Raw genomic sequence first — 23,191 nt, 5'->3', positions numbered from 1 at the left:
CCGCCACGCCCGTGAGAGAGGAGCCGATGATCGCCGACAGCAGCACTTCCCTCGACCGCGCAGCGGATCTGCGCATCGAGCCAGGGATCCTCGATCGACTCCGCGCAGAGGAGGCGACGAGGGTGATCGCCGTGCGCGATGGTCGGGTGCGCATCTCGGGCGCCGATCTCGATCCGGCCACTCTGCTGCGGGTGCCGGCCTCCGAGATCGTCGACGCCACCTGGGCGCTCCTCGGGCGCGACGGTGACGGAACCGCTGTGCTTCTCGCGGTGCTGCCGCCGGAGGGCGACACCGTCGACACCGCCCCGGATGAGGTCTGGCTGGGCCTTCGCGACCTGGGCGCGCGTCTCGGCTCCGGCGACACAGAGCTGCTCATCGAGGCCCTCGCGCTCGGCGGCTGGTTGCGCGACGCGCCGTTCTGCCCCCGCTGCGGGGGAGCGACCGAGCTGCGGCAGGCCGGATGGTCGCGCCGATGCCTCGTCTGCGGTCGCGAGCACTTCCCCCGCACGGACCCTGCGGTCATCGTCGCGGTCGAGAGCTCGGACGGCGAACGGCTCCTGCTCGGGGCGAACGCGAACTGGGGCGGACGGATGTACTCCTGCTTCGCCGGATTCACCGAGGCGGGCGAGTCGCTGGAATCGACGGTGCATCGGGAGCTCGAGGAGGAATCGGGCGTACGACTGGCCTCACTGCGCTACGTCTCGTCTCAGCCCTGGCCTTTCCCCCGCTCGCTCATGCTCGGCTTCCGTGCGGTGGCGCTGGACGATCACGTGCTGCGTCCGGACGGCGAGGAGATCATCGACGTGCGCTGGTTCTCTCGCGACGAGATCGGGTCCGCTCTCGCAGGCGACGGACCGGTCGGTCTGCCTGGGCCCGCATCGATCGCGCGCGCACTCATCCTCGAGTGGTTCGAGGAGCGCGCGTGAGCGCGCTCGAAGCCCTCGACGATCGACAGCGGGAGGCGGCATCCGTTCTGCGTGGTCCCGTCGCCGTGCTGGCCGGCGCGGGAACGGGCAAGACGCGTGTGATCACCCATCGGATCGCCCACGGCGTCGACACCGGGGCGTACTCGCCGTCTCGGGTCATGGCGGTCACCTTCACCGCGAAGGCCGCGGGAGAGCTCAGGGGACGCCTGCGCGCTCTCGGTGTCGAGGGGGTCGCCGCGCGCACTTTCCATGCCGCCGCGCTCGCCCAGCTCAACTTCTTCTGGCCGACGTTGGCCGGCTCGCCCGCGCCGTCGATCATCGACAACAAGGTGAGACTGCTCGGCCAGGCTGCGGACTCGATGCGTCTGCGCCCGAGCACTGCGACCCTCCGCGACATCGCGTCCGAGATCGAATGGCGCAAGGTGTCGATGCTCTCGGTCGAACAGCACTCGCTGCTCGGTCGCACGGTGAGCGGGATCGACTCCGCGCAGTTCGTCGAGCTGCAGCAGCGCTACGAGGCGCTGAAGGACGAGCGGCGCCAACTCGATTTCGAGGACGTGCTGCTCGCATGCGCCGGGATGCTCGAAGCGGAGCCGCGCGTCGCCGCCTCCGTGCACGAGCAGTATCGCCACTTCACGGTCGACGAGTATCAGGACGTCTCTCCGCTCCAGAACCGACTGCTCGAACTCTGGCTGGGAGACCGTAAGGACATCTGCGTCGTCGGCGATGCGAGCCAGACCATCTACTCGTTCGCCGGCGCGGAACAGCGCTTCCTGCTCGAGTTCGAGCGGCGTCATCCGGATGCCACGGTCGTGCGGCTCGAGACGAACTACCGTTCGCAGGCGCCGATCCTCGAAGCGGCCAATGCGCTCATGAAGGGTCGGCCGGGCGCGCTCGAGCTCATCCCGGCGAGAGAGACGTTCAACGCGGAATCACCCACGGTCACGGCCTACGACTCCGAGCGCGACGAGGCCGAGGGGATCGCCGCTGCCGTGGCGGCGCGGATCGAATCCGGCGCGTCGCCTTCGGAGATCGCGGTGCTCTATCGCGCCCATGCCCAGTCGGCGGTGCTGCAGCAGGCGCTCGCCGCAGAGGGGATCCCGACCTCGGTGCTGGGCGGAACGCGGTTCTTCGCCATGCCGGAGGTGCGTCAGGCGATCCTGGCGCTGAGGGCCGCCGCCGTCGCCCCGACGGAGCAGGGGTTCCTCCCGGGTGTTCAGCGAGTCCTCCGCGAGCTGGGGCTCTCCGACGAGCCACCCGCGGCCGGTGGCGCGCAGCGCGACGGGTGGGAGGCTCGGCGCGCGATTCTGCGTCTCGCCGAGGATGCGGGGCCGGACGAGAACCTGCGCACCTTCAGCGATGCGCTCATGGCACGGGCGAAAGACCAGCACGAGCCCACGATGCGCACCGTGACGCTCTCGACACTGCACGCCGCCAAGGGTCTCGAATGGCCGCACGTCCACCTGGCCGGGTGGGCAGAAGGCGCGCTTCCGATCTCGTACGCCACCGGCTTCGAGGCGATCGACGAAGAACGCCGCCTCGCCTACGTCGGCGTCACGCGGGCCGCGCGTACTCTCTCGCTGTCGTGGTCACGCTCAGCGGGGCGAGGGGAGCGGGCGCCGTCGCGGTTCCTGGCAGAGATGGGAACGACTGCGCGCGGCACCGGCATTCTGCATGAAACGTCACCGAACGCCACTCGCGCCGGCCATCGCCGCTGACGTCGACGAACGAGCCCGCTGATGACGTCTCCGCAAGGAGCCGCGCGACGAGCGTCGCCGCGTCCGCGATCCGAGCGACGCTGATCGGACCCGACGCTCGCCCGATGAGCTGCGCGTGCATCCGCGGCCAGGCGTCGTCGCGCTCGCGTTCGTGCTCGTCGCGGCAGGTGAGACAGGGGGTCTCGCCGGGCACCACCAGGGGGCCGACGGTCGTCCGCCCTCGCTCGAGTGCCACGGGGAGATGCGAGGTGTCGTCGCGAAGGTAGCGGGCGAAGTGCAGGGCGGCTGCTGCGCCTTCGACGAGCACGACTCCGATGTCGGCGGGGTTCTCCCGCGCCCCGGCGGCGATCCCCTCGTCGAGAAGTGCTTCGCGCATGCGGTAGTCGCAGCGCGCGTCGGCGACGTCGATGCTCTCCACCCATGCGGCCCTCGGCGCCGGGGCGTCGTCGACGAGCAGCGGTTCGAGTCGTGAAAGGAGCATCCGTGCCTCCGCGCGCGGTGCCCCTGCGGCGTGCGCGACCACATCGAAGGCCGTGCGCCGGAACCCGGCAGCCATCCGACCGATCAGTCGCTCGACCCACGGCTCGGACGCCGCGATGCGCAGCGTGCCTTCGATGCCGATCTGCAGTGTCTCACCGTCTCGCCAGAGCAGCGGAACGGCGGGATCCAGGCGGGTGATGGTCTTGGGTGTCAGAGGAGACATCCCTCGATTCTGCGCAAAGCCGAACTTCCGGTGGGGGAGTCTCGGGCATCCGTGGAAAAGTCAGCGCACCCCGCTCCCGCCCCGCTCACACCGGGCGATCGCCTCCCGGGCCGTCACCGCCGTCGGAGTCCTGCTCATCCTCCGAGGCGTCAGATCTCTCCGGCTGCTCGCTCGAGAAGTCGTCGCCGTCCAGCAGACGGGCCAGGGCCTCGTCGAACTCATCTGCGACGGGCTGCTCGCCTCGTGCGCTCGCCTGAAGTCGTGCGATGAGCGCAGACGGGTCGTCGATGTCCTCCGAGGTGGGCATGAGGTCGGGGTAGTCCCAGAGCGCGTCGCGTCCTGCGATGCCGGCGGCGTCGGTCACCGCCTGCCACATGGCCGAGGCCTCGCGCAGACGACGAGGCCGCAGCTTGAGGCCGACGAGCGCGCCGAGAGCGTCCTCGGCCGGACCGCCGACCGCGCGGCGACGGCGGGCCGCCTCGGCGATCCGTGCCCCATCGGGGAGGCGAGACGTCGCCTGAGCCGTCACCACGTCGACCCAGCCGTCGATCGTCGCCACGAGGTTCTCGAGACGCGCGAGGGCCTCGCGCTGCGCCTCCGTCTGCGTGGGCAGCAGAGCACCGCCCTCGATGGCCGCGCGGAGCTCCTCGGGATTCGAGGGGTCGAGGCGGCTCGCGACGTCTTCGAGTGCATCGACATCGACCGTGACTCCGCGTGCGAAGTCGGTGATCTGGGCCATGACGTGCAGGTGCAGCCACTTCGAATGGCGATACAGCCGGGCGTAGGCGAGTTCGCGGGTCGCGAGGTAGAGGGTGATCTGGTCTTCGGGGATCTCGAGACCGTCGCCGAACGCCGTCAGGTTCTGCGGGATGACAGCCGCGGTTCCGGCCGGAAGCACGGGGATGCCGACGTCTCCGCCCGACACCACCTCGAGCGCGAGGTTGCCGAGCACCTGCCCGAACTGGGCGGCGAACACCGAGCCGCCGAGACCGCGCATGAGCTTGCCGGCGCCTTGCACGACGTCGCGCATCTCCTCGGGCACCTGCGTGTCGAGGGCGCTGGTGAGCGCATCGGCGATGCTCGTCGACACCGGGCCGGCGATCTCCTTCCACACCGGGAGGGTCGCTTCGACCCATTCGCCGCGTGTCATCGCCTTGGGCGACTCGCTGAGCTCGGAGATCGTCGTCGCCTCGCCGAGCCACAGGTCGGCGAGTGCGAACGAGTCGACGAGCGAGCTCCGCGAACCGTCGGTGATGCCGAGGCCGTCGCGGTTGGCGATGTGCAGCGCCTGACGCAGCGCGTTCTCCCAGGCGTCGCCGCCGAACGCGCCCTGCAGCTGCGACATGATGGTCTGCATCATCGCCGGGTCGAACTGGATTCCATCCATGCCCGCGAAGGCGTTCTGCAGCGCCTCGGGGTCGATGTCGCCGGCACCCTGGCCGGACATCATTCGTCGGAGGAACTCCTGGAAGTCCTCGGGGGTCGGGTCGTTGTCTGACATGTCGCTCGCCTCTCAGCACGCCTAAAGCCGTGGCATCTACGCTAGTCACAGGATCGGCCGCGAGACCCCGAAGCGGGCAGATCGCTGTACGCCGCCCGCGAACGACGGAGGAACCTGTGGATCGAACCCGGCCTGTGAAGCTCGGACTTGGCGTCTGGGCGCTGGTCGTCGCGTTGATCGCGCTCGTCGTGCTGACCTTCCTCCCGACGCCGTACGTCATCCAGCGTCCCGGCCCGGTCTACGACACCCTCGGCACTGCGGCGGGCGCAGACGGCGAGCAGGTTCCGCTCATCCAGGTCGAAGGCACCGAGACGTTCGAGACCGCCGGATCGCTCGACCTCACGACGGTGCAGGTCGTCGGCAACCGCGAGCGCACGCCGAGCTGGTTCGAACTCGCGCTGGCCTGGATGGACTCCTCCCGAGCGGTGGTCCCTCTCGACTCGGTGTTCCCCGAGGGCGTCACGACAGAGCAGCGGGACGAACGCAACGCGACGCTCATGGTCGACTCGCAGCACGAGGCGACAGCCGCGGCGCTCAACGAGCTCGGCTACGACACCGGAGCCGAGGTCGTCGTGCAGGAGGTCGTCGAGGATGCGCCGGCCGAGGGCGCTCTCGAGGCGGAAGACGTCATCACGGCCGTCGACGGCACCGCAGTGGCCTCGGCCAAGCAGCTGCGTCAGGCGATCCAGGATGCTGCCGGTGCGCCGGTCGAGCTCACCGTGCAGCGCGGCGGCGAAGAGCAGGTCGTCGAGGTGAGGCCGGCGAAGCAGACCGACGGCGACGTGACGACGTGGCTGATCGGCGTGACCCTGCGCACGGATTACGACTTCGAGATCGATGTGACGCTCCAGCTCGACAACGTCGGCGGCCCGAGTGCCGGGATGATGTTCGCACTCGGCATCATCGACACCGTCACCGAGGGAGAGCTCAACGGCGGGAAGAATGTCGCGGGCACCGGCACGATCGAAGCCGACGGCACCGTCGGACCGATCGGCGGCATCCGGCAGAAGCTCTACGGCGCTCGAGATGCGGGGGCGGAGTACTTCCTCGCACCGTCGACGAACTGCGACGAGGTCACCGGCCATATCCCCGACGGCCTGACCGTGATCAGCACGTCGAGCCTGGAGGAATCGCTCGCCGCGCTCGATGTGATCGCCGAGGACGGTGACGTCGGATCCCTGCCGTCATGCGACGTCGTGACCTCCCCGTGACAGGGATGACAGCCGCAGCACAGTAAGGCGTGCCTAGGATGGGACGGTGACCTCGACTTCTGCACCGAACCCGGCCACTCCCCGAACCTCGCGACGAATCTTCGGCATCTCGTTGGCGATCATCGCCGCGCTGATCGCCGGCTTCTTCGTCTTCGCGTCGCTCTACACCGAATACCTCTGGTTCGACCAGGTGGGCTTCGAGGGAGTTCTCACCACCCAGTGGATCGCCACGGCGGTGATGTTCGTCGTCGGATTCCTCGGCATGGCAGTGCCCCTGTTCGTGGCCATCCAGCTCGCGTACCGGCTGCGCCCCGTCTACGTGCGGCTCAGCTCGCAGCTGGACAGATACCAGGAGGTCATCGAGCCGCTGCGCCGCCTCGCGATGTGGGGCATGCCGATCTTCTTCGGTCTGTTCGCGGGCTTCTCCGCGGCCAGCCAGTGGAAGACCGTCTGGCTCTGGGTGAACGGCGTCGCCACCGACACCGTCGACCCGCAGTTCGGTGTCGACACCGGCTTCTACATGTTCGCGATGCCCTTCTACTCGATCCTCCTGGCCTTCGTGTCGGCGGTCCTGCTGCTCACCCTCATCGTGACCGCCCTCGTGTCGTACCTCTACGGTTCCGTCCGGATCGGCCAGGGCGAGCTGCGCATCTCGAAGCCCGCCCGCATCCAGCTCGCGATCATCGCGGGTCTGTACCTGCTCGTGCAGGCGGCGAGCCTGTGGCTCGACCGCTACAAGACCCTCGTCGCCCAGGACGACCGCATCGTCGGTCCTGCGTACACCGGTGTCAACGCGACGATCCCCGGTCTCGCGATCCTCACGATCATCGCGGCGATCGTCGCGATCCTCTTCTTCGTCACGGCGATCATCGGTCGCTGGCGCTTCCCCCTCGCCGCGACGGCGCTGCTGATCGTCGCCTCGCTCGTCGTGGGCGTCGGCTTCCCGTGGGCGGTGACCACCTTCCAGGTGGCGCCGAACCAGAACGCGTACCAGGCGGAGTTCTACCAGCGGAACATCGACGGCACGAAGGAGGCGTACGGGGTCGCCGACCTCGAGACGACGCCTTTCGAGGCCGAGACCGACGCCGAGGCCGGCCAGCTGCGTGAGGACGCCGAGACGACGGCATCCATCCGCATCGTCGACCCCGCCGTGATCAGCCCGGCCGTGCGCCAGCTCGAGCAGTACCGCGGGTACTACCAGTTCCAGCAGAACCTCGACGTCGACCGCTACGAGATCGACGGCGAGATGCAGGACACCGTGGTGTCCGTCCGTGACCTCGACATGGAAGGCGTCGATGTCAGCAACTGGAACAACCGCGCCGCCGTCTACACGCACGGCTACGGCCTGGTGGTCGCAGCGGGCAACCAGCGCACGTCCGACGGCGAGCCGGTGTTCCTCGAGCGCGGCATCCCGTCCGCGGGCTTCCTCACCGAGCAGGAGAAGTTCGAGCCGCGCGTGTACTTCGGCGAGAACTCGCCCGAGTACTCGATCGTCGGCTCGCCGGACGGCACCGACCCCGTCGAGATCGACTACCCGCGCGGCAAGGACGGCTCGACCGAGACCAAGACCACGTTCGAAGGCGACGGCGGACCGCAGATCGGCAGCACCTTCACGAAGCTGCTCTACGCTCTGAAGTTCCAGTCGGAGCAGATCCTGTTCTCCAACCTGGTGAACGAGGACTCCCAGATCCTCTACGACCGCGACCCCAAGACGCGTGTGCAGAAGGTCGCACCGTATCTCGAGCTCGACAGCGACCCGTACCCCAGCGTGGTCGACGGACGCGTGGTCTGGATCGTCGACGGCTACACGACGAGCGCGACCTACCCGTATTCGACGAACGTGAGCCTGTCGGAGGCCATCGCCGACTCGAACCTCCCGTCGCCCACGCTCGCGATCGACGACATCAACTACATCCGCAACTCGGTCAAGGCCACGGTCGACGCGTACGACGGCTCTGTGACGCTGTATGCCTGGGACGACGAGGATCCGGTGCTGCAGACATGGCAGAACATCTACCCCTCGACGCTGAAGCCGGTGAGCGACATGTCGGCTGATCTCATGAGCCACGTGCGCTACCCGACCGACCTCTTCAAGGTCCAGCGCGACATCCTCGGGATCTACCACATCGACACCGCGGGCTCGTTCGCGCAGCAGGACAACCGCTGGCAGACGCCCAACGACCCGCGCAGCGACGCGGTCCTGCAGCCGCCGTACTACCTGACGATGCAGATGCCGGGGCAGGACTCCCCGCGGTTCTCGATGTTCTCGACGTTCATCCCGTCGGCGACGGGAAGCGGTGGCAACCGCGACGTGCTGATGGGCTACCTCGCCGTCGACTCGGACGCAGGATCCGAGGCGGGCGTCAAGGCCGAAGGCTACGGTCAGCTGCGGATGCTCGAGATCGACACCGATACGACGGTGCCCGGCCCCGGCCAGGTGCAGAACACCTACAACTCCGACACCGCTGTGGTGCCGCAGCTCAACCTGCTGCAGCAGGGAGAGTCCGAGGTGCTCTACGGCAACCTGCTGACGCTTCCCGTGGGTGGCGGTCTGCTCTATGTGCAGCCGGTCTATGTGCAGTCCTCCGAGGGCACGAAGCTCCCTCGTCTGCAGAAGGTCCTCGTGGCCTTCGGAGACAAGGTCGCCTTCGAGGACACGCTGACCGCGGCGCTCGACACCCTCTTCGGGGGTGACGCGGGCGCGGCCGGTGGAGACGATCAGGTCGAACCGACCGAACCCGATCCGGACACCGGTGAGGTCCCGACCGAGCCGACCGTGCCGACCGACGCCGAGGCCGAGGCCCTGGCGGCCGCGCAGCAAGCGCTGACCGACCGCGAGGCAGCGCTCAAGGAAGGCGACCTGACCAAGTTCGCCGAGGCCGACAAGCGGCTCACGGATGCTGTGAACACGCTGCTCGGATTGGAACAGGGCGCGGGGGAGTAACCCTCTGCAGTGCCGGATGCCGCTCCTCTCGAGGGGCGGCATCCGTCGTATCCGGCAGGATCACGAGCTGTATCGGGGACGCCGCCGGCGAAGGTGGCCGGGTGGTTCGCGTCCTAGGCCGGATGACCGCTCCGGAGTCGCTCGGTCGCCGAGCAGCGCGTGGATACATGCGAAAAGCCCCTGATCAGGATTTCTCCCGATCAGGGGCTTTTCTTGTGTCGCATTCTCGTTGCGGGGACAGGATTTGAACCTGCGACCTCCGGGTTATGAGCCCGGCGAGCTACCGAACTGCTCCACCCCGCGGCACGTTTTATAGCCTAACACGGGAATCAGGAGTCCGCGAATCGAGGCGCGGCCGGCGCGATGGGGGAGGATGTGAGCATGACCGAGACCGCTTCCGCCGCCGTTCCCGTCGCCGTCTGCCAGTTCGCGCCGACGTCGTCGCGAGAAGGCAATCGCGACCGCATCGCGGAGTTGACGGCGGATGCCGCGGCGCGGGGTGCGCGGCTGATCGTCTTCCCCGAGTACTCGAGTTACTTCGTGGATCCGATGGACGAGTCCCTTGCGGCGAATGCGGAGAGTCTCGACGGTGATTTCGTGTCGACCCTGACGGCGCTCGCGGCGGACCACGGCGTCGTGATCGTGGCGGGTCTCGTCGAGACCGCCTCGGACGCCCAGCATGTCCACAACACCGTGGTCGCCGTGCGCGGCGACGGGATCCTCGCGAGCTACCGAAAGCAGCACCTGTACGACGCGTTCGGCCAGACCGAGTCGGACTGGATCGAAGCAGGCGATCTGGGGGCCGCCACCTTCGAGCTCGCCGGCATCCGCTTCGGGCTCATGACCTGCTACGACCTGCGCTTCCCCGAGGTGTCGCGCACCCTGATCGACGCCGGCGCCGACGCTCTCGTGGTGCCGGCCGAATGGGTGCGCGGTCCGCTCAAGGAGCATCACTGGACGACGCTCCTCGCGGCGCGAGCGATCGAGAACACCGCGTATGTGATCGCCGCCGACCATCCGACCCCGATCGGCGTCGGTCACTCGCAGATCATCGATCCGCAGGGGGTCGTGCTCGCCGGAGTGGGAACGACCGAGGGAATCGCGGTCGCGGCCGTCGAGCGGGCGACCATCGAGCGCGTGCGCGCTGTGAATCCCTCGCTGCGGGTGCGCAGATACGCCGTCGGACCGCGCTGACTCGGCCGAGAGGTCAGAAGCTCGACACGAGCCTCGTCGCCGCCTCCTCGAGGATCTCCACGCGTTTGCACGCCGCGAAGCGCACCAGTCCGGCGTAGTCCTCTCGGTGCGCCTCCGACACGAAGGCAGTCAGCGGGATAGCCACCACTCCCGCGCGCTCGGGGAGCGCGCGGCAGAATTCGGCCGCATCCGCTCCGCCGAGCGCTGACGCGTCGGCGACGGTGAAGTAGCCGCCCTGCGGCGCGAACACGGTGAACCCCGCATCACGGAGTCCCTCGCCGAGGATCTCGTGCTTGTGCGCCAGCGTCGCCGCTGCACCCGCGAAGAAGTCGTCTCCGAGCCGCAGGCCCACCGCGATGGCCGGCTGGAAGGGCGAGCCGTTCACATACGTCAGGTACTGCTTGACCGTCAGCACCGCGGTGATGAGCTCCGCGGGGCCGTGCACCCATCCGATCTTCCAGCCGGTGGCCGAGAACGTCTTGCCCGCAGACGAGATCGTGAGCGTGCGCTCTGCGGCGCCGGGGAGCGTCGCGATCGGGGTGTGCGGACCTGTGAACGCAAGATGCTCGTAGACCTCGTCCGTGACGATGATCGCGTCGTGCAGCTCCGCGAGACGGACGACCTCCGCGAGCACCTCGCGATCGAAGACGGCACCCGTGGGATTGTGGGGATCATTGATCAGGATGATGCGTGTGCGGTCGGAGACCGTGGCCGCCAGGCGCTCGAGATCCGGCTGGAAGTCGGGGGCTCTCAACGGCACCGTGCGCAGTCGTGCACCTGCGAGAGCGACCGCGGCCGCATAGGAGTCGTAGTAAGGCTCGAAGACGACGACCTCGTCGTCCGCACTCTCGATGAGGGCGAGCAGAGTCGCGGTCAGCGCCTCTGTCGCGCCGGCCGTCACGATGACCTCGCGCGAGGGGTCCACGTCCAGTCCGTAGAAGCGACGCTGGTGCTCGCTGATGGCGTCGAGCAGATCGGGGGTCCCTCTGCCGGGCGGGTACTGATTCATCCCGCGGGAGATCGCCTCCCTGGCAGCCGCGAGCACCTCCGCGGGGCCGTCCTCGTCAGGAAACCCCTGCCCGAGATTGATCGCACCGGTTCGAGCCGCAGCAGCGGACATCTCTGCGAAGATGGTGGGCGCGACGCTTCCGTCTGGTGCGAGCAGACCGGCTCCCGCTGCCGTGCGCCGCCATGCTCCGGGGATGACACTCATGAAGAACAGGCTAAGGCCATAGGTGAAACTCATCTTCGCCATACGAAACGCACAGATACAGGCGTCACTCTAAGAGGGCGTTGTTGAAGGAGCACACACCATGAACGAAGACAGCACCCAGGACCACTCGGCACCTGCGTCGAATGACGCAGCGCCGTCCACCGAGGCAGCAGAGGTCGTCGACCGTTCGACGACGGATGCCGCCGCTGAGACCCCAGGCACCGTCGCCGCTCCGGGGCCGTACCAGGGACACCACGTCCCCCCGACGTTCGCGTCGTCGCCGGCACCGGCATTCGAGGCTCCGAGCGCCCCGGTCGCACCCGTGGCCCAGACGGTGCCCCAGCCCTACTTCGGAGCTCCCGGACATCAGGCAGGACAGCACCAGCCAGGACCCCAGGCCGGACAGCACCAGGCACCCGTCGGCGGCCCGACCGCGACGTCGCCCGGTGCGGCATTCGGTCTCCACACCGCGGCCGAGCCCGGCCAGCCGGTCGATGGCTCCACCAAGGTCAAGGAGACGAAGCCCCGCGCCGGAGTGAAGTTCGCCGCGATCGTGCTCGCGGCCGCCCTCGTCGGCGGCGTCGCGGGGTTCGGCGGCGGAGCGATCCTCAACGGGATCTCGGATCAGGGGTCGACGGGCGTCGCCCAGGGCCCCGAGACCATCACCGTCAACAACCCCGGGTCGGTCAACGAGACCACCGCCGTCGCGACCGAGGCACTCCCGTCGGTCGTCACGATCGAGGTGGCGGGCTCCGACCAGGGTGGCAGCGGGTCGGGCGTCATCATCAGCGACGACGGCTACGTGCTCACGAACACCCACGTGGTGACCCTCGGCGGTGCCGTGGCCGATCCGACGATCCGGGTCACCACCTCTGACGGCCGCATCTTCTCGGCGACCGTCGTCGGGACCGACCCGATCTACGACCTCGCCGTGATCAAGCTCGAGGATGCGACGGATCTCACTCCGATCGACTTCGCCGACTCGTCGAAGCTCAACGTCGGTGACACCGCGGTGGCTCTGGGAGCGCCGCTCGGTCTGTCGAACTCGGTCACGACCGGCATCGTCAGCGCCCTGAACCGCAGCATCCAGATCGCGTCGTCCGCTCTCCCCGACTCGTCGTCGGAGGATGCTCCGCAGAACGAGCAGGAGACGCCCGAAGAGGGCGAAGGCCCCTTCCAGTTCGATCTGCCTGGCAACACCTCGCAGCAGAGCTCGGAATCGATCTCGATCGCCGTGATCCAGACCGATGCGGCGATCAACCACGGGAACTCCGGCGGTGCGCTCGTGAACGCCAAGGGCGAGCTGATCGGCATCAACGTCGCGATCGCGAGTTCCGGGAGCTCGGAGGAGTCGGGTTCGATCGGAATCGGGTTCGCGATTCCCGCCAACATCGCCCAGCGCGTGTCGGAGGAGATCATCGCCGATGGTGCGGCCAGCCACGGCCTGCTCGGAGCGTCCGTCAGAGACGCCGCCAGCGTCGAGAACGCCGACGTCTCGGGGGCGTACATCGCCGAGGTCACCGGGGGCGGCGCTGCCGCGGCCGGCGGGCTGAAGGCCGACGATGTCGTGACCGCCTTCAACGGAGTGCCCATCACGAGCGCCAGCGACCTCACGGCGCAGGTGCGCGCGGCCGCCGCGGGCAGCGACGCGAAGGTCACCTACATCCGTGGAGGCAAGGAATACGAGATCGAGGTCACCCTGGGCGAGCTCGCCGGCTGACTCGGGCGATCCCGCTCACCGAGAAGGGCGTCACCCCGCGATAGGCTCGCGGGGTGGCGTCCTTCTCTTTCGGCTCCGGCAATGCGGCCAAGCTGCTTCGGATACCGCTCTACCTCGCAGGGCGCGCCGGCACGCTCGTCATCCCTCGTGGCACGCGCTGGGTGTTCGGGTGCGGGGCCGGCGTCGGAGACGGGGCTCTCGCCCTGCAGCGCCTCGTCGCGGCAGAAGGGCACGACACCGTGTGGCTGACGTCCTCCGAGCGGGAGGACAGCGACGCCGCGGCGCTCGGCATCCGCACGACGCGCAAGAACAGCTTGCGAGGCTGGTGGGCCACGGCGCGCGCCGGCGTCGTCGTGGTGACGCATGGACTCGGCGACGTGAACCGCTATGCGGTGTCCGGTGCCTTCGTCGTGCAGCTGTGGCACGGCATCCCGCTCAAGCGCATCGGTCTGGACTCGCCCGCGACCACTCAGGTCCCGGACATCCCCGGGGCTCCGGTCCTGCGCCGCCTCATCGGCATCCTCTACCGTCGTGCGGCTCAGCGCATCCGAGTGCTGCCGGCAGCGTCGCACCGTTCGAGGGGGCGTCTCGAGTCGGCCTTCGCGCTCGGTGACGGCCGAGTCGTCGTCACCGGCGAGCCGCGTGTCGACGTGCTGTCGTCGGGTGACCCGATCGAGCGTCGGGCGAAGGCATCCGACGTTCTGGACCGTGCGCTCGGCGGACTGCCGACCGGCTCTCGGATCATCCTCTATGCGCCGACATGGCGTGACGGAGCTGACGACCCGGCGGTCCCGACGGCTGCCCAGTGGGTGCAGATCATCCGGGTGCTCGAAGAGAGTGACGCTGTGCTGCTCGTTCGCTCCCACCCGCTCGGCGAGGGCGGGTACGCGCCTCCGCTGCCCAGCCGACGGGTCAGGATGCTCGGATCCGGAGTGCTCTCCGATGTCACGCCCGTGCTGCCGACGGTCGACGTCCTGGTCACCGACTACTCGTCGCTCGCATATGACGTGGGGCTTCTGCGGATGCCGGTGCTCTTCCTCGCCCCTGACGCCGAGGACTATGCCCGCACGAGAGGCTTCTACGGCCGATTCCAGGACGTCGCGGGCGAGGACGCCCCGACGAGTTGGGACGCGCTTCTGCCGCAGCTGTCGGCGCTGCTGGACGATGACGACGTCTTCGCCGCGCAGTCCGAGCGTTCCGGTACGCTCAGCGCGGAGATGCACGCCTTCCGCGACGGAGGCAACACCCGGCGCGTCTACGAGAAAATCCGTGCGCGGGGGATCCCCGCGCCGAAGGGAGCAGCATGACCACGGCCAGGATCGATGAGGCGGCAGAGACGCTGGTCATCGCAGGCGCCGGTCAGCGCCCGACCACGGCGGAGCTGATCGGGCCGCGGGCCCGTGTCGACGCTCGGGTCACCGGCGGAGGGAAGACCTGGAAGGCGACGTTCCCGCTGCGCGCGTCGCGGTGGGGCGGCCAGGAGCTGCCGCTTCCCACGGGGGACTACGAGCTGCGCATCGCGGGTGCCGAGTTCGGTGATCTCCTCATCGCCCCGGAGGTGCTGGCGGGTGTGCGGATCGCCGTCGACGGCGCGACAGTGCGGATCGCTGCGCCGATCGACCCTGCGTATGAGACGAGTGAGGGGCAGGCGACCCTCGAGGGGCGCTATGTCGCGCATCCCGGAGCCACCGAGAACGCGGTCTTCTTCGAGAGCTTCTACGGCCGCACCGTCGGCTGCAACCCTCAGGCGATCGACCGCGCCCTCTTCGCGCAGGCACCGGATGTCGTGCGCTACTGGAGTGTCGTCGACCTGTCCGTGGCGGTTCCGGACGGGGCGATCGCGGTCGTCGAGGGCAGCCCGGAGTGGTGGCGGGCCCGTGCAGCGTCGCGGCTGCTGGTCGTCAACGATTGGCTGCGTCGCAGGTTCGTCCGCAAGCCGGGGCAGAAGGTGCTGCAGACCTGGCACGGCACTCCGCTGAAGCGGCTCGCGCTGCACCGACCCGGATTCGACCCTCGCCGCATGGCGGCCGTCGTCAAGGAGTCCCGCCGCTGGGACGTGCTTCTGGCGCAGAACACCTACTCTGAGCGCATTCTGCGCAAGGCATACGCGTTCTTCGGACGACCGATCTGGGTCGAGGGGTATCCGCGGAACGACGCACTCGTCACCGGTGACGCCGCCGGCATCCGCGGCGACCTCGGCATCGCCGACGGCGAGCGGGTGCTTCTGTACGCCCCCACGTGGCGCGATGATCTGACCGAGATGGTCGACTTCATCGACCCGGAGGAGCTCGCCAGGCAGACGGACTCCGTCGTGCTCGTGCGTGGTCACTCGCGCACGATCGACACCGGGCGGGATCGAGCCGGTGCCCGTGTCATCGATGTCACCGGGTATCCCGAGACCTCGAAGCTCCTGCTCGCGGCCGACGTCCTGATCACCGACTACTCGTCGGTGATGTTCGATTTCAGCGTCACGGGAAAGCCGATGTTCTTCCTCGTGCCGGACCTCGATCACTACCGAGGAGAGCTCCGAGGGTTCTACTTCGATCTCGCGACGCGCGCGCCGGGGCCGCTCGTGCACTCCCAGGACGAACTCGTCGCCGCGCTCGCCGACAGCGCGCATGAGAGCGTCTACGCCGAGCGCTACGCCGCCTGGCGGGCGCAGTTCAACTCGCGGGACGACGGGCATTCGGCGGAGCGGGTCGTCGCGCGCATCCTCGACCAGGGGTACGTCACCAGGTGATTCGACCCGCACCGCCGGCGGTGCGCTAGGGGAGTGGCGTGTTGCGGGTGCCGAGACGCGATGCGTCGACGGTGTCGCGAGCACCGCGCAGCACGCCGCCGAGGAAGCCGAGGCCCCACGAGAGGTGCATGGTCGGCAGCACGAGCAGCGTCCAGAGCCTCTGCCGTGGGCCACCCCCGCCGGGCAGGCACGCGACGACGATCACCAGCATGAGGTACGCCACCAGCGGCAGATAGACGACCGCCGAGACGATCAGCGACAGCACTCCGGTGAGGACGCCGGTGAGCTGAAGGATCCCGGTGACGACGGCGACGGCGACGAGGACCACCAGCGCAGGGGGAGCGAAGAAGCGGATGCCGTTGCGGCGCCCGTATCGGCGCACGAGCTCGCCGCGCCATGCTCCGGTCGCCCGGAACTGACGCGCGAGGCGCAGCCAGCTCTCACGTGGCCAGTAGGTCACGGAGAGGTTCGGGTCGAACCAGACGAGGTGCCCTGCCTGGCGGATACGGAGATTGAGCTCCCAGTCCTCGCCGCGGCGGATCGACTCGTCGAAGAGCCCCACTTCTTCGAGCACCGTCCGGCGCATGACGCCGAGGTAGGCGGATTCGGCTTCACCCTCGTGAGTGCCGCCGTGATATGCGCCGCCACCGAGACCGACCGGCGAGTTGTAGAGGCGCGCCACCGACGTCTGGAACGGTGTGCGGCCGTCAGCGCGCATCACGCCGCCGACGTTGGCAGCGCCCGTGCGCTCGAGGGTCTGCAGCGCGAGCGCCGCGTACCCGGGAGCGAGTTCGGAATGCGCGTCGACGCGGACGATCGTCGCGAAGCGGCTGGCCCGGATCGCCGCGTTCAATCCGACCGGGATGTGCGCGGCGGGGTTGTCGACGAGCCGGATCCGGTCGTCCTCCGCTGCGAGACGCTGAGCGAGCTCCGTCGTGCCATCGGTGGACGGCCCGAGCGCGAGCACGAGCTCGGCCGGAACGCTCAGCTCCTGCGCCAGCACGGAGGCGATCGCGTGCTCCAGGTAGGCGCGTTCGTTGAGCACGGGCATGACGAACGACACTCCGTTCTCGGGGGTGGCGATGTCGTTGTCAGGCACATGACGATCATGGCATGCGCTGCTCGGACGTTCGCTGATTCGAGACAGCGAGGGTCTCGGGGAAGCCGTCGGCTCGACCGCTCGTACTCGGTATCCTGGAGGGATGGGTGCAGTGTCCGACGTGAAGAAGGCCTACCGTCTGCTGAAGCGGGCGCTCGCCTCGCGCAAGGCTGTACAGCGAGTGCGACGGCGCCTCGCCGAACGCGAACCGCACCAGCCGGAGCACTACCAGGTGGCGGTTTACTTCGCCGACGGCGACGTGAACATGTACCAGATGCGGCAGTGGTACCGCCCGCTCGCCGAGCTGTCGAAGCGGTGGCCGGTCGTCGTGCTGTCCCGTTCGGCGACGGGTGCCGACAAGCTGCTCGACGAAGACGGCCCCCCGGTCGCCTTCGTCCCCACGATCCGTGACCTCGAGAGGTTCATCTCATCGCAGGACATCCGCGTCGTCCTGTACGTGAACCAGAACACCCGCAACTTCCAGATGTTCCGCTACGGCAGGCGCTGGCACGTGTTCATCAACCATGGCGAGTCCGACAAGATGTACATGACCACGAATCAGTACAAGGCGTATGACTATGCGCTTGTCGCCGGGCAGGCCGCACGCGACCGTCTGTCGCGGACGCTCTGGGACTGGGACATCGATCGGCGCACGATCGAGATCGGCCGCCCGCAGGCGGACCACTACTCGGGGACGCTCCCGTACGTGCCCGACGAGCGCACGGTCGTGCTCTATGCCCCGACGTGGGAAGGCGACCGCCCGAGCGCGCACTACGGGTCGATCGCCACGCATGGCGAGACACTGGTCACGACGCTGCTCGCGTCCCGCGGACACCGCGTGATCTACCGGCCGCACCCCCGAAGCGGGGTCATCGACGACGAGTACGGCGCAGCACACCGTCGCATCATCGCGGCCATCGCCGCGGCGAACGCCGCCGACCCCACGGCCCAGCACGTGTACGACAACGGGGCGGAGCTCGGATGGCAGCTGGCTGCCGCCGATGTCGCAGTCGTCGACATCTCGGCGATGGTCTACGACCGCCTGGCCGTGGGCAAGCCGCTGATGATCACGCGACCGGCAGACGAGCGTGCGTCGATCGACACCAACGGTTACCTGTCGGACTGCGAGTGGCTCAGCGCGGACGCTGCGGGGGACATCGTCGCCGAGGTCGAACGCGTCCGTGCCGACGAGGTGGCCATCGCCAGGCTGCGCATGTGGGTGCAGCACTACTTCGGCGACACGACGCCGGGTGCCGCGACCGAGAAGTTCCACGCCGCGATCGAGCGCCTCATGAAGGAGTGGGATCAGTGGCAGGCGCACGAGGTCGGGGCGGTGCGCGGCGACGAGGACGACGACGACGAAGAGGCCGACGAAGAGGAGGTCTGACGATGGACCTTCCGCTCACCGCTGCAGTCGCCTCGCATCTCGAGGTGCTGACCGACGCGGGCTCGACCAATGAGATCCTGAGCGAACGCGCGCGCGAGTCGTTCTCGAGCCCGCACCTGTCGGTGCTCCTCACCGACAACCAGACGGCGGGTCGCGGTCGACTCGGCCGCTCCTGGACGGCCGCGCCGGGCGCGTCGCTCGCCGTCTCCGTTCTGCTGCGGAGGTTGCCGTCGGCCGATGCGCGCGGCTGGATCCCGCTCGCCGCCGGGGTGGCGATGGCGGATGCGATCGCCGAGCAGCTTCCCGACCACGCGGTGGCAGTCAAGTGGCCGAACGATGTGCTGGTCGACGGTCGCAAGATCTGCGGGATCCTGGCGCAGGCGACACAGGATGCCGTGGTCGTGGGAACGGGTGTGAACACGGCGATGACAGCGTCTCAGCTGCCGGTGCCGACGGCGACCTCCTTCGCCGTGATCGGCGTCGAGGTCGACGCCGATCGCCTGCTCGCCACCTATCTGCGAGCGCTCGACCAGCTGGTCGCCGACCTCGCCGCAGCGGGCGATGCCGTCTCGAGCGGCCTTCATGCCGCGGCGAGCGAGCGCTGCGCGACGATCGGTCTCGACGTGAAGGTCTTGCTCCCCGGCGACTCCGTGCTCGTCGGAACAGCCACAGGACTCGATGCCGACGGTCGACTGCTGGTGCTGGCGGAGGGCGCTGAGCGGCCGATCTCCGCGGGCGATGTGGTGCACGTCCGGCCGGCGTGACCCTGACACGCCCGGCGTGCGAGCGGCGATGTCGGCGGTTACGGGCACAATGGAGGGGTGACTCAGCCCGTGACTCTCGGCGGAAGGCCGACGATGCCACCGCCGGGTGCGCCCGCCGAAGAACTGCTCATCGCTCGGTTCCGCGCACATGCCCGGAGGCTGTTCTGGTCCGCGCTGGTGCTGGTCGCGGTGTTCGGGGCCACGACCTTCTTCTATGACAATCTCCCGGCGCCGTTCGAGAATTGGATGCTGCTGAGCGCGGCCGCAGCGATCGTCCTCCTGCTGGTGGTCGTGCCCTGGGTCGTCTGGTACTCGCGTTCGGTGACGCTCACCACGCGGCGGGTCATCGTGAACCACGGCATCGGTGCGCGCAACAGGCAGGAGATGTCGCACGCTCGCGGCTATACGATCGGCGTCCGCCGCGGCGTGATCCAGCGGATGTGGGGAGTCGGCACGATCACCCTGTCCAACGGGGTCGACGCGCCGCTGCGCCTCGCCAACGTCCCGAACGTGACGCTCGTGCACGAGACGCTGGCCGATCAGATCGAGGTCAGTCAGATCCTGGCGCACCGCGATGCGCAGGCGGGCAACGACGGGACCGCGGGGTTCTGAGCAGAGCCTCGCTTGGCCGTGGTCGGCGCGACGAGTGAACGGCGTGCGCGCCGATGCGCGAGAATGGTCAGGACGAATGGAGGCGGCCCATGGCGCTGCGCGTTGGTGTGATCGGTGGAGGCCAGCTGGCTCGGATGATGATCGCTCCGGCGGTCGAGCTCGGACTCGACCTGAGGGTGCTCGCTGAAGACGAGGGGATGGCGGCGCAACTCGCCGCGACCGAGGTCGGCGACTATCACGACCTCGAGGTCGTCCGCGCGTTCGTCGCAGACGTCGACGTCGTCACCTTCGACCACGAGCACGTCCCTCAGCAGGTGCTGCGGGCTCTCGTCGCCGAGGGCGTCGCGGTGCACCCCGGGCCCGATGCTCTGCAGTTCGCCCAGGACAAGCTCCTCATGCGGGCGCGGCTCGAAGAACTCGGCGTTCCTCAGCCCGACTGGGCGCCGGTTCGCGATGCGTCCGAGCTGCAGGCGTTCCTCGATGAGCACGACGGGCAGGGCGTCGTGAAGACGCCGCGCGGTGGCTACGACGGCAAGGGCGTGCGCGTCGTCCGAGCGGCGAGCGAGGCTCAGGACTGGCTCGACGGGCTCGCCGACGGCGAGGCCCTGCTGGTCGAGGAGCTGGTCGGATTCGTTCGCGAGCTCGCGCAGCAGGTGGCCCGCCGTCCCAGCGGCCAGATCGTCGCCTATCCGGTCGTCGAGACCGTGCAGCGCGAGGGCGTGTGCGCCGAGGTGATCGCGCCGGCGCCGCATGCGACCGACCGTCTCGCGCAGGTCGCCGAAGAGATCGGGCGGTCGATCGCCGAAGGACTCGGGGTCACGGGCATGCTCGCGGTCGAGCTCTTCGAGACCGACGACGAGCGGATCCTCGTGAACGAGCTGGCGATGCGCCCGCACAACAGCGGCCACTGGAGCCAGGACGGCGCCGTGACCGGACAGTTCGAGCAGCATCTGCGTGCAGTCGCCGATCTGCCCCTCGGCGACACCGCGCCTCACGCCGCCTGGTCCGTGATGGTGAACATCCTCGGAGGGCCGCAGAGCGGCTCGCTCGGCGAACGCTTCGCGGGAGCGATGGAGGCGCATCCGTCGGCCAAGATCCACACCTACGGAAAGGCCCCGCGTCCTGGCCGCAAGGTCGGACACGTGAACGTGACAGGCGACGACCTCGACGATGCGGTGTACGTGGCCCGTGCGGCAGCGGCTCACTTCGACTGAGGGTGCGTCGAGGGGTGTGCCGTTCGGGGTTTCTCCCAGCACCAGACCGTAGCCTGAGTGGGTGACTGAGCCATTGCACTCCTCCACCGCGCCCCTCGTCGGCGTCGTCATGGGATCCGACTCCGACTGGCGCGTGATGAGCGACGCCTCTCAGTCGCTGACGGACTTCGCGATCCCGCACGAGGTGGAGGTCGTCTCGGCGCACCGCACCCCTGACAAGCTCATGCAGTACGCGAGGGAAGCGCGCGGTCGCGGCATCCGAGTGATCATCGCAGGCGCCGGTGGTGCCGCACATCTTCCCGGGATGCTCGCCTCGATGACGGCGCTGCCGGTCATCGGCGTCCCCGTGCCTCTCGCCTACCTCGACGGGATGGACTCGCTCCTGTCGATCGTGCAGATGCCCGCCGGCATCCCTGTCGCGACGGTGTCGATCGCGGGAGCGCGCAACGCGGGTATCCTCGCCGCACGTATTCTCGGCACCTCCGACGACGACCTCGCCGATCGCATCGAGGCGTACGCGCTCGATCTCGAAGCGCAGGTCGAGGAGAAGAACGATCGGCTGAAGGGGTCCCTGTGACCCTTGCGCCGCCGCGAGGGTCGGCGCGACCGCTGATCGAGACCCGCCCCCTGCGGCATCCGAACACCGCGGATCCAGGGATGATGACCAAGCGCGGCTGGTGGCTGGTGCTGTTGAACCTGCTCGTGCCCGGTTCTGCTCAGGTGCTGGCCGGCAACCGCCGGCTCGGGCGCATCGGCCTCGGAGCGACGCTGCTCGCGTGGTTCCTCGTGATCGTGGGTGCGGGTTTGGCGCTGTTCGCGCGGCCGGTGCTGCTGTGGCTCACCGTCGGTGGCGGCTGGTTCTCGGCGGTCGTCCTCACGCTCGTTCAGGTGCTGCTGATCGCCTACCTCGTGCTGTGGGTGGTGCTCACCTTCGACGTGCTGCGTCTCGTCAGACTGATCAGAGTCCCCGGTCCCTCGAAATTCGCGATCCCTCTCGTCGCCCTTCTTCTGCTCGGTCTCGTCGGAACGGGCACCGGATACGCCGCGTCCTATGTCGGCACCGCGCGGGGAACGATCAACACGATCTTCGGCCAGAGCGGGCCGAGTCTGCCGCCGAGCGAGGGGTACTACAACATCCTGCTGCTCGGAGCGGACAGCGGTGAGGGCCGCGACTCGATGAGGTTCGACAGCATCTCGGTGGTCTCGGTGAACGCGACCACCGGCGCCGTCACGATCACCGGCATCCCGCGTGAGCTTCCCAACGCGCCCTTCAGCGAGGGAAGCCCGATGCAGGCGCTGTACCCGAACGGCTTCGAGGGTCACAGCTCGAGCTCATGCGGATGGAACGGCTGGATGAACCACGTGCGCAACGCCGCGGAGATCTGCCGAGACGACAACGGCGCCTCGCTGTATCCGGACGCTGCGGCGCACGGATCCGATGCGGGCATCGAGGCCACCAAGGATGCGGCCGAGGGCGTTCTCGGCATCGAGATCCCGTACTACGTCTTCGTCGACATGCACGGTTTCGCGGCGCTCGTCGACGCACTCGGCGGCGTGGACATCAATGTCACGGAACGGCTTCCCAAGGGTGGTCCGCCCGAGGGCACGGACCCCTACGACGTGGATGCGTGGGCGATCGGCTGGATCGAGGTCGGTCAGCAGCACATGGACGGCGACACCGCCCAGTGGTACGCGCGATCGCGCTACACGACGAGCGACTGGGACCGCATGAAGCGCCAGCGCGAACTGCAGGAGGCGATTCTCGCGCAGTTCACACCGCAGACCGTGCTCACGCGGTTCAACGAGGTGGCTTCCGCGGGAACAGCGCTGATCAGCACCGATCTGCCTCAGGACAAGCTGCCCGAGTTCTTCGACCTGATGACCAAGGCTCGTGAGCAGCCTGTCACCACGGTCGAGCTCACCCCCGAGCAGGGTGTAGACGAGCACGCTCCGGACTACGGTTTCATCCACGAGATGATGCAGCAGACGCTGCATCCTCCGACGGAGACCCCGACCCCGACGCCGTGATCGGCCGTGCCGTGATCGTCGACGCGTGGTCGGCGGTCGCCGGTCGCGATGCCGCGGAGCGGCGTGGCTCGATCACTCAGGAACGCATGAGTGAGCCCACGGCCACCACCTGAGAGTGAAGGTGGTGGCCGTGGGCCTCCGGTGCATGACCGGATTCACCAGACGACGGTGATCGGAGGGGGAGGGATCACCGTCGTCCAGTCGACTCCCGCTGTAA

General features: G+C 68.6%; 17 protein-coding genes and 1 tRNA gene. 14 read left to right on the top strand and 4 right to left on the bottom strand.

Annotated elements, in window-relative coordinates; translation table 11 throughout:
• Positions 1-26 precede the first annotated feature (26 nt).
• Together nudC and RU09_RS16790 are read left to right on the top strand one after the other, a co-directional pair.
• Positions 27-926, top strand: a complete 900-nt coding sequence (nudC, locus tag RU09_RS16795; protein ID WP_042541979.1) for an NAD(+) diphosphatase — start codon at positions 27-29, stop codon at positions 924-926.
• The gene (locus tag RU09_RS16790; RefSeq protein WP_042541978.1) at positions 923-2,644 is read left to right on the top strand and encodes an ATP-dependent helicase; all 1,722 of its coding nucleotides are present in this window, start codon (positions 923-925) and stop codon (positions 2,642-2,644) included. The genes nudC and RU09_RS16790 overlap by 4 nt, the downstream gene beginning before the upstream one ends.
• Positions 2,645-3,432: 788 nt before the next feature.
• On the opposite strand, the gene RU09_RS16785 is transcribed toward RU09_RS16790, so the two are convergent.
• Entirely contained in the window at positions 3,433-4,848 is a 1,416-nt protein-coding gene (locus RU09_RS16785) for a zinc-dependent metalloprotease (protein WP_042541977.1), read from the bottom strand.
• Between the two features lie 116 nt (positions 4,849-4,964).
• On the opposite strand from RU09_RS16785, the gene RU09_RS16780 reads away from it, so the two are divergent.
• Positions 4,965-6,059: a YlbL family protein gene (locus tag RU09_RS16780; protein ID WP_156145961.1), complete on the top strand. Its 1,095-nt coding sequence runs from the start codon at positions 4,965-4,967 to the stop codon at positions 6,057-6,059.
• A gap of 46 nt (positions 6,060-6,105) precedes the next feature.
• Entirely contained in the window at positions 6,106-9,003 is a 2,898-nt protein-coding gene (locus RU09_RS16775; protein WP_042541976.1) for a UPF0182 family membrane protein, read from the top strand.
• A 229-nt stretch (positions 9,004-9,232) separates the two neighbouring features.
• Here the strand turns inward: RU09_RS16775 and RU09_RS16770 are convergent.
• Positions 9,233-9,306, bottom strand: a tRNA-Met gene (locus tag RU09_RS16770).
• A 78-nt stretch (positions 9,307-9,384) separates the two neighbouring features.
• Between RU09_RS16770 and RU09_RS16765 the strand changes: the two genes are divergently transcribed.
• Positions 9,385-10,197: a carbon-nitrogen hydrolase family protein gene (locus tag RU09_RS16765; protein WP_042541975.1), complete on the top strand. Its 813-nt coding sequence runs from the start codon at positions 9,385-9,387 to the stop codon at positions 10,195-10,197.
• A gap of 13 nt (positions 10,198-10,210) precedes the next feature.
• Here RU09_RS16765 and RU09_RS16760 read toward each other — a convergent pair whose 3' ends face one another.
• Complete coding sequence (locus RU09_RS16760; protein ID WP_042541974.1) at positions 10,211-11,410, bottom strand: aminotransferase class I/II-fold pyridoxal phosphate-dependent enzyme; 1,200 nt, start codon at positions 11,408-11,410, stop codon at positions 10,211-10,213.
• Between the two features lie 100 nt (positions 11,411-11,510).
• Between RU09_RS16760 and RU09_RS16755 the strand changes: the two genes are divergently transcribed.
• From RU09_RS16755 to RU09_RS16745, 3 genes are read left to right on the top strand one after another with little or no spacing between them, the layout of a single operon-like run.
• Positions 11,511-13,130, top strand: a complete 1,620-nt coding sequence (locus RU09_RS16755) for a S1C family serine protease (protein WP_042541973.1) — start codon at positions 11,511-11,513, stop codon at positions 13,128-13,130.
• A 53-nt stretch (positions 13,131-13,183) separates the two neighbouring features.
• Positions 13,184-14,437: a CDP-glycerol glycerophosphotransferase family protein gene (locus RU09_RS16750; protein ID WP_042541972.1), complete on the top strand. Its 1,254-nt coding sequence runs from the start codon at positions 13,184-13,186 to the stop codon at positions 14,435-14,437.
• The gene (locus RU09_RS16745) at positions 14,434-15,870 is read left to right on the top strand and encodes a CDP-glycerol glycerophosphotransferase family protein (RefSeq protein ID WP_042541971.1); all 1,437 of its coding nucleotides are present in this window, start codon (positions 14,434-14,436) and stop codon (positions 15,868-15,870) included. Before RU09_RS16750 ends, RU09_RS16745 begins: the two co-directional genes overlap by 4 nt.
• 25 nt (positions 15,871-15,895) lie before the next feature.
• Here the strand turns inward: RU09_RS16745 and RU09_RS16740 are convergent, their stop codons facing one another.
• Positions 15,896-16,921 (bottom strand): glycosyltransferase, encoded by a 1,026-nt coding sequence (locus RU09_RS16740; RefSeq protein WP_042542184.1) that lies wholly within the window; start codon positions 16,919-16,921, stop codon positions 15,896-15,898.
• Between the two features lie 151 nt (positions 16,922-17,072).
• Here RU09_RS16740 and RU09_RS16735 point away from each other — a divergent pair, with 151 nt between their 5' ends.
• The 6 genes from RU09_RS16735 to RU09_RS16710 all read left to right on the top strand — a co-directional run bounded on the left by RU09_RS16735 (position 17,073) and on the right by RU09_RS16710 (position 22,974).
• The gene (locus RU09_RS16735; RefSeq protein WP_042541970.1) at positions 17,073-18,356 is read left to right on the top strand and encodes a CDP-glycerol glycerophosphotransferase family protein; all 1,284 of its coding nucleotides are present in this window, start codon (positions 17,073-17,075) and stop codon (positions 18,354-18,356) included.
• Positions 18,357-18,358: 2 nt separating this feature from the next.
• Positions 18,359-19,120: a biotin--[acetyl-CoA-carboxylase] ligase gene (locus RU09_RS16730; RefSeq protein WP_042541969.1), complete on the top strand. Its 762-nt coding sequence runs from the start codon at positions 18,359-18,361 to the stop codon at positions 19,118-19,120.
• A 57-nt stretch (positions 19,121-19,177) separates the two neighbouring features.
• Positions 19,178-19,732 (top strand): PH domain-containing protein, encoded by a 555-nt coding sequence (locus RU09_RS16725; protein WP_042541968.1) that lies wholly within the window; start codon positions 19,178-19,180, stop codon positions 19,730-19,732.
• 89 nt (positions 19,733-19,821) lie between these two features.
• Positions 19,822-20,946, top strand: coding sequence for a 5-(carboxyamino)imidazole ribonucleotide synthase (locus RU09_RS16720; RefSeq protein WP_042541967.1), 1,125 nt, complete (start codon positions 19,822-19,824; stop codon positions 20,944-20,946).
• 109 nt (positions 20,947-21,055) lie between these two features.
• Positions 21,056-21,523 (top strand): 5-(carboxyamino)imidazole ribonucleotide mutase, encoded by a 468-nt coding sequence (gene purE, locus RU09_RS16715; RefSeq protein WP_042542183.1) that lies wholly within the window; start codon positions 21,056-21,058, stop codon positions 21,521-21,523.
• Positions 21,520-22,974 (top strand): LCP family protein, encoded by a 1,455-nt coding sequence (locus RU09_RS16710; RefSeq protein ID WP_042541966.1) that lies wholly within the window; start codon positions 21,520-21,522, stop codon positions 22,972-22,974. The genes purE and RU09_RS16710 overlap by 4 nt, the downstream gene beginning before the upstream one ends.
• Positions 22,975-23,191: the final 217 nt, after the last annotated feature.

This window comes from Microbacterium sp. MEJ108Y, assembly GCF_000834175.1.
Classification (GTDB): Bacteria; Actinomycetota; Actinomycetes; order Actinomycetales; family Microbacteriaceae; genus Microbacterium; species Microbacterium forte.
Note: the sequence above shows the minus strand (reverse complement) of the source record. Positions and strands in the feature narration are given on the sequence as shown.

What these genes read in the sequence shown, in the direction of transcription:
- RU09_RS16740 (WP_042542184.1), bottom strand. Translation starts at nt 16,921, where the DNA reads ATGCCCGTGCTCAACGAACGCGCCTACCTGGAGCACGCGATCGCCTCC.
- RU09_RS16785 (WP_042541977.1), bottom strand. Translation starts at nt 4,848, where the DNA reads ATGTCAGACAACGACCCGACCCCCGAGGACTTCCAGGAGTTCCTCCGA.
- RU09_RS16765 (WP_042541975.1), top strand. Translation starts at nt 9,385, where the DNA reads ATGACCGAGACCGCTTCCGCCGCCGTTCCCGTCGCCGTCTGCCAGTTC.
- RU09_RS16745 (WP_042541971.1), top strand. Translation starts at nt 14,434, where the DNA reads ATGACCACGGCCAGGATCGATGAGGCGGCAGAGACGCTGGTCATCGCA.
- nudC (WP_042541979.1), top strand. Translation starts at nt 27, where the DNA reads ATGATCGCCGACAGCAGCACTTCCCTCGACCGCGCAGCGGATCTGCGC.
- RU09_RS16760 (WP_042541974.1), bottom strand. Translation starts at nt 11,410, where the DNA reads ATGAGTGTCATCCCCGGAGCATGGCGGCGCACGGCAGCGGGAGCCGGT.
- RU09_RS16720 (WP_042541967.1), top strand. Translation starts at nt 19,822, where the DNA reads ATGGCGCTGCGCGTTGGTGTGATCGGTGGAGGCCAGCTGGCTCGGATG.
- RU09_RS16755 (WP_042541973.1), top strand. Translation starts at nt 11,511, where the DNA reads ATGAACGAAGACAGCACCCAGGACCACTCGGCACCTGCGTCGAATGAC.
- RU09_RS16730 (WP_042541969.1), top strand. Translation starts at nt 18,359, where the DNA reads ATGGACCTTCCGCTCACCGCTGCAGTCGCCTCGCATCTCGAGGTGCTG.
- purE (WP_042542183.1), top strand. Translation starts at nt 21,056, where the DNA reads ATGGGATCCGACTCCGACTGGCGCGTGATGAGCGACGCCTCTCAGTCG.
- RU09_RS16735 (WP_042541970.1), top strand. Translation starts at nt 17,073, where the DNA reads ATGGGTGCAGTGTCCGACGTGAAGAAGGCCTACCGTCTGCTGAAGCGG.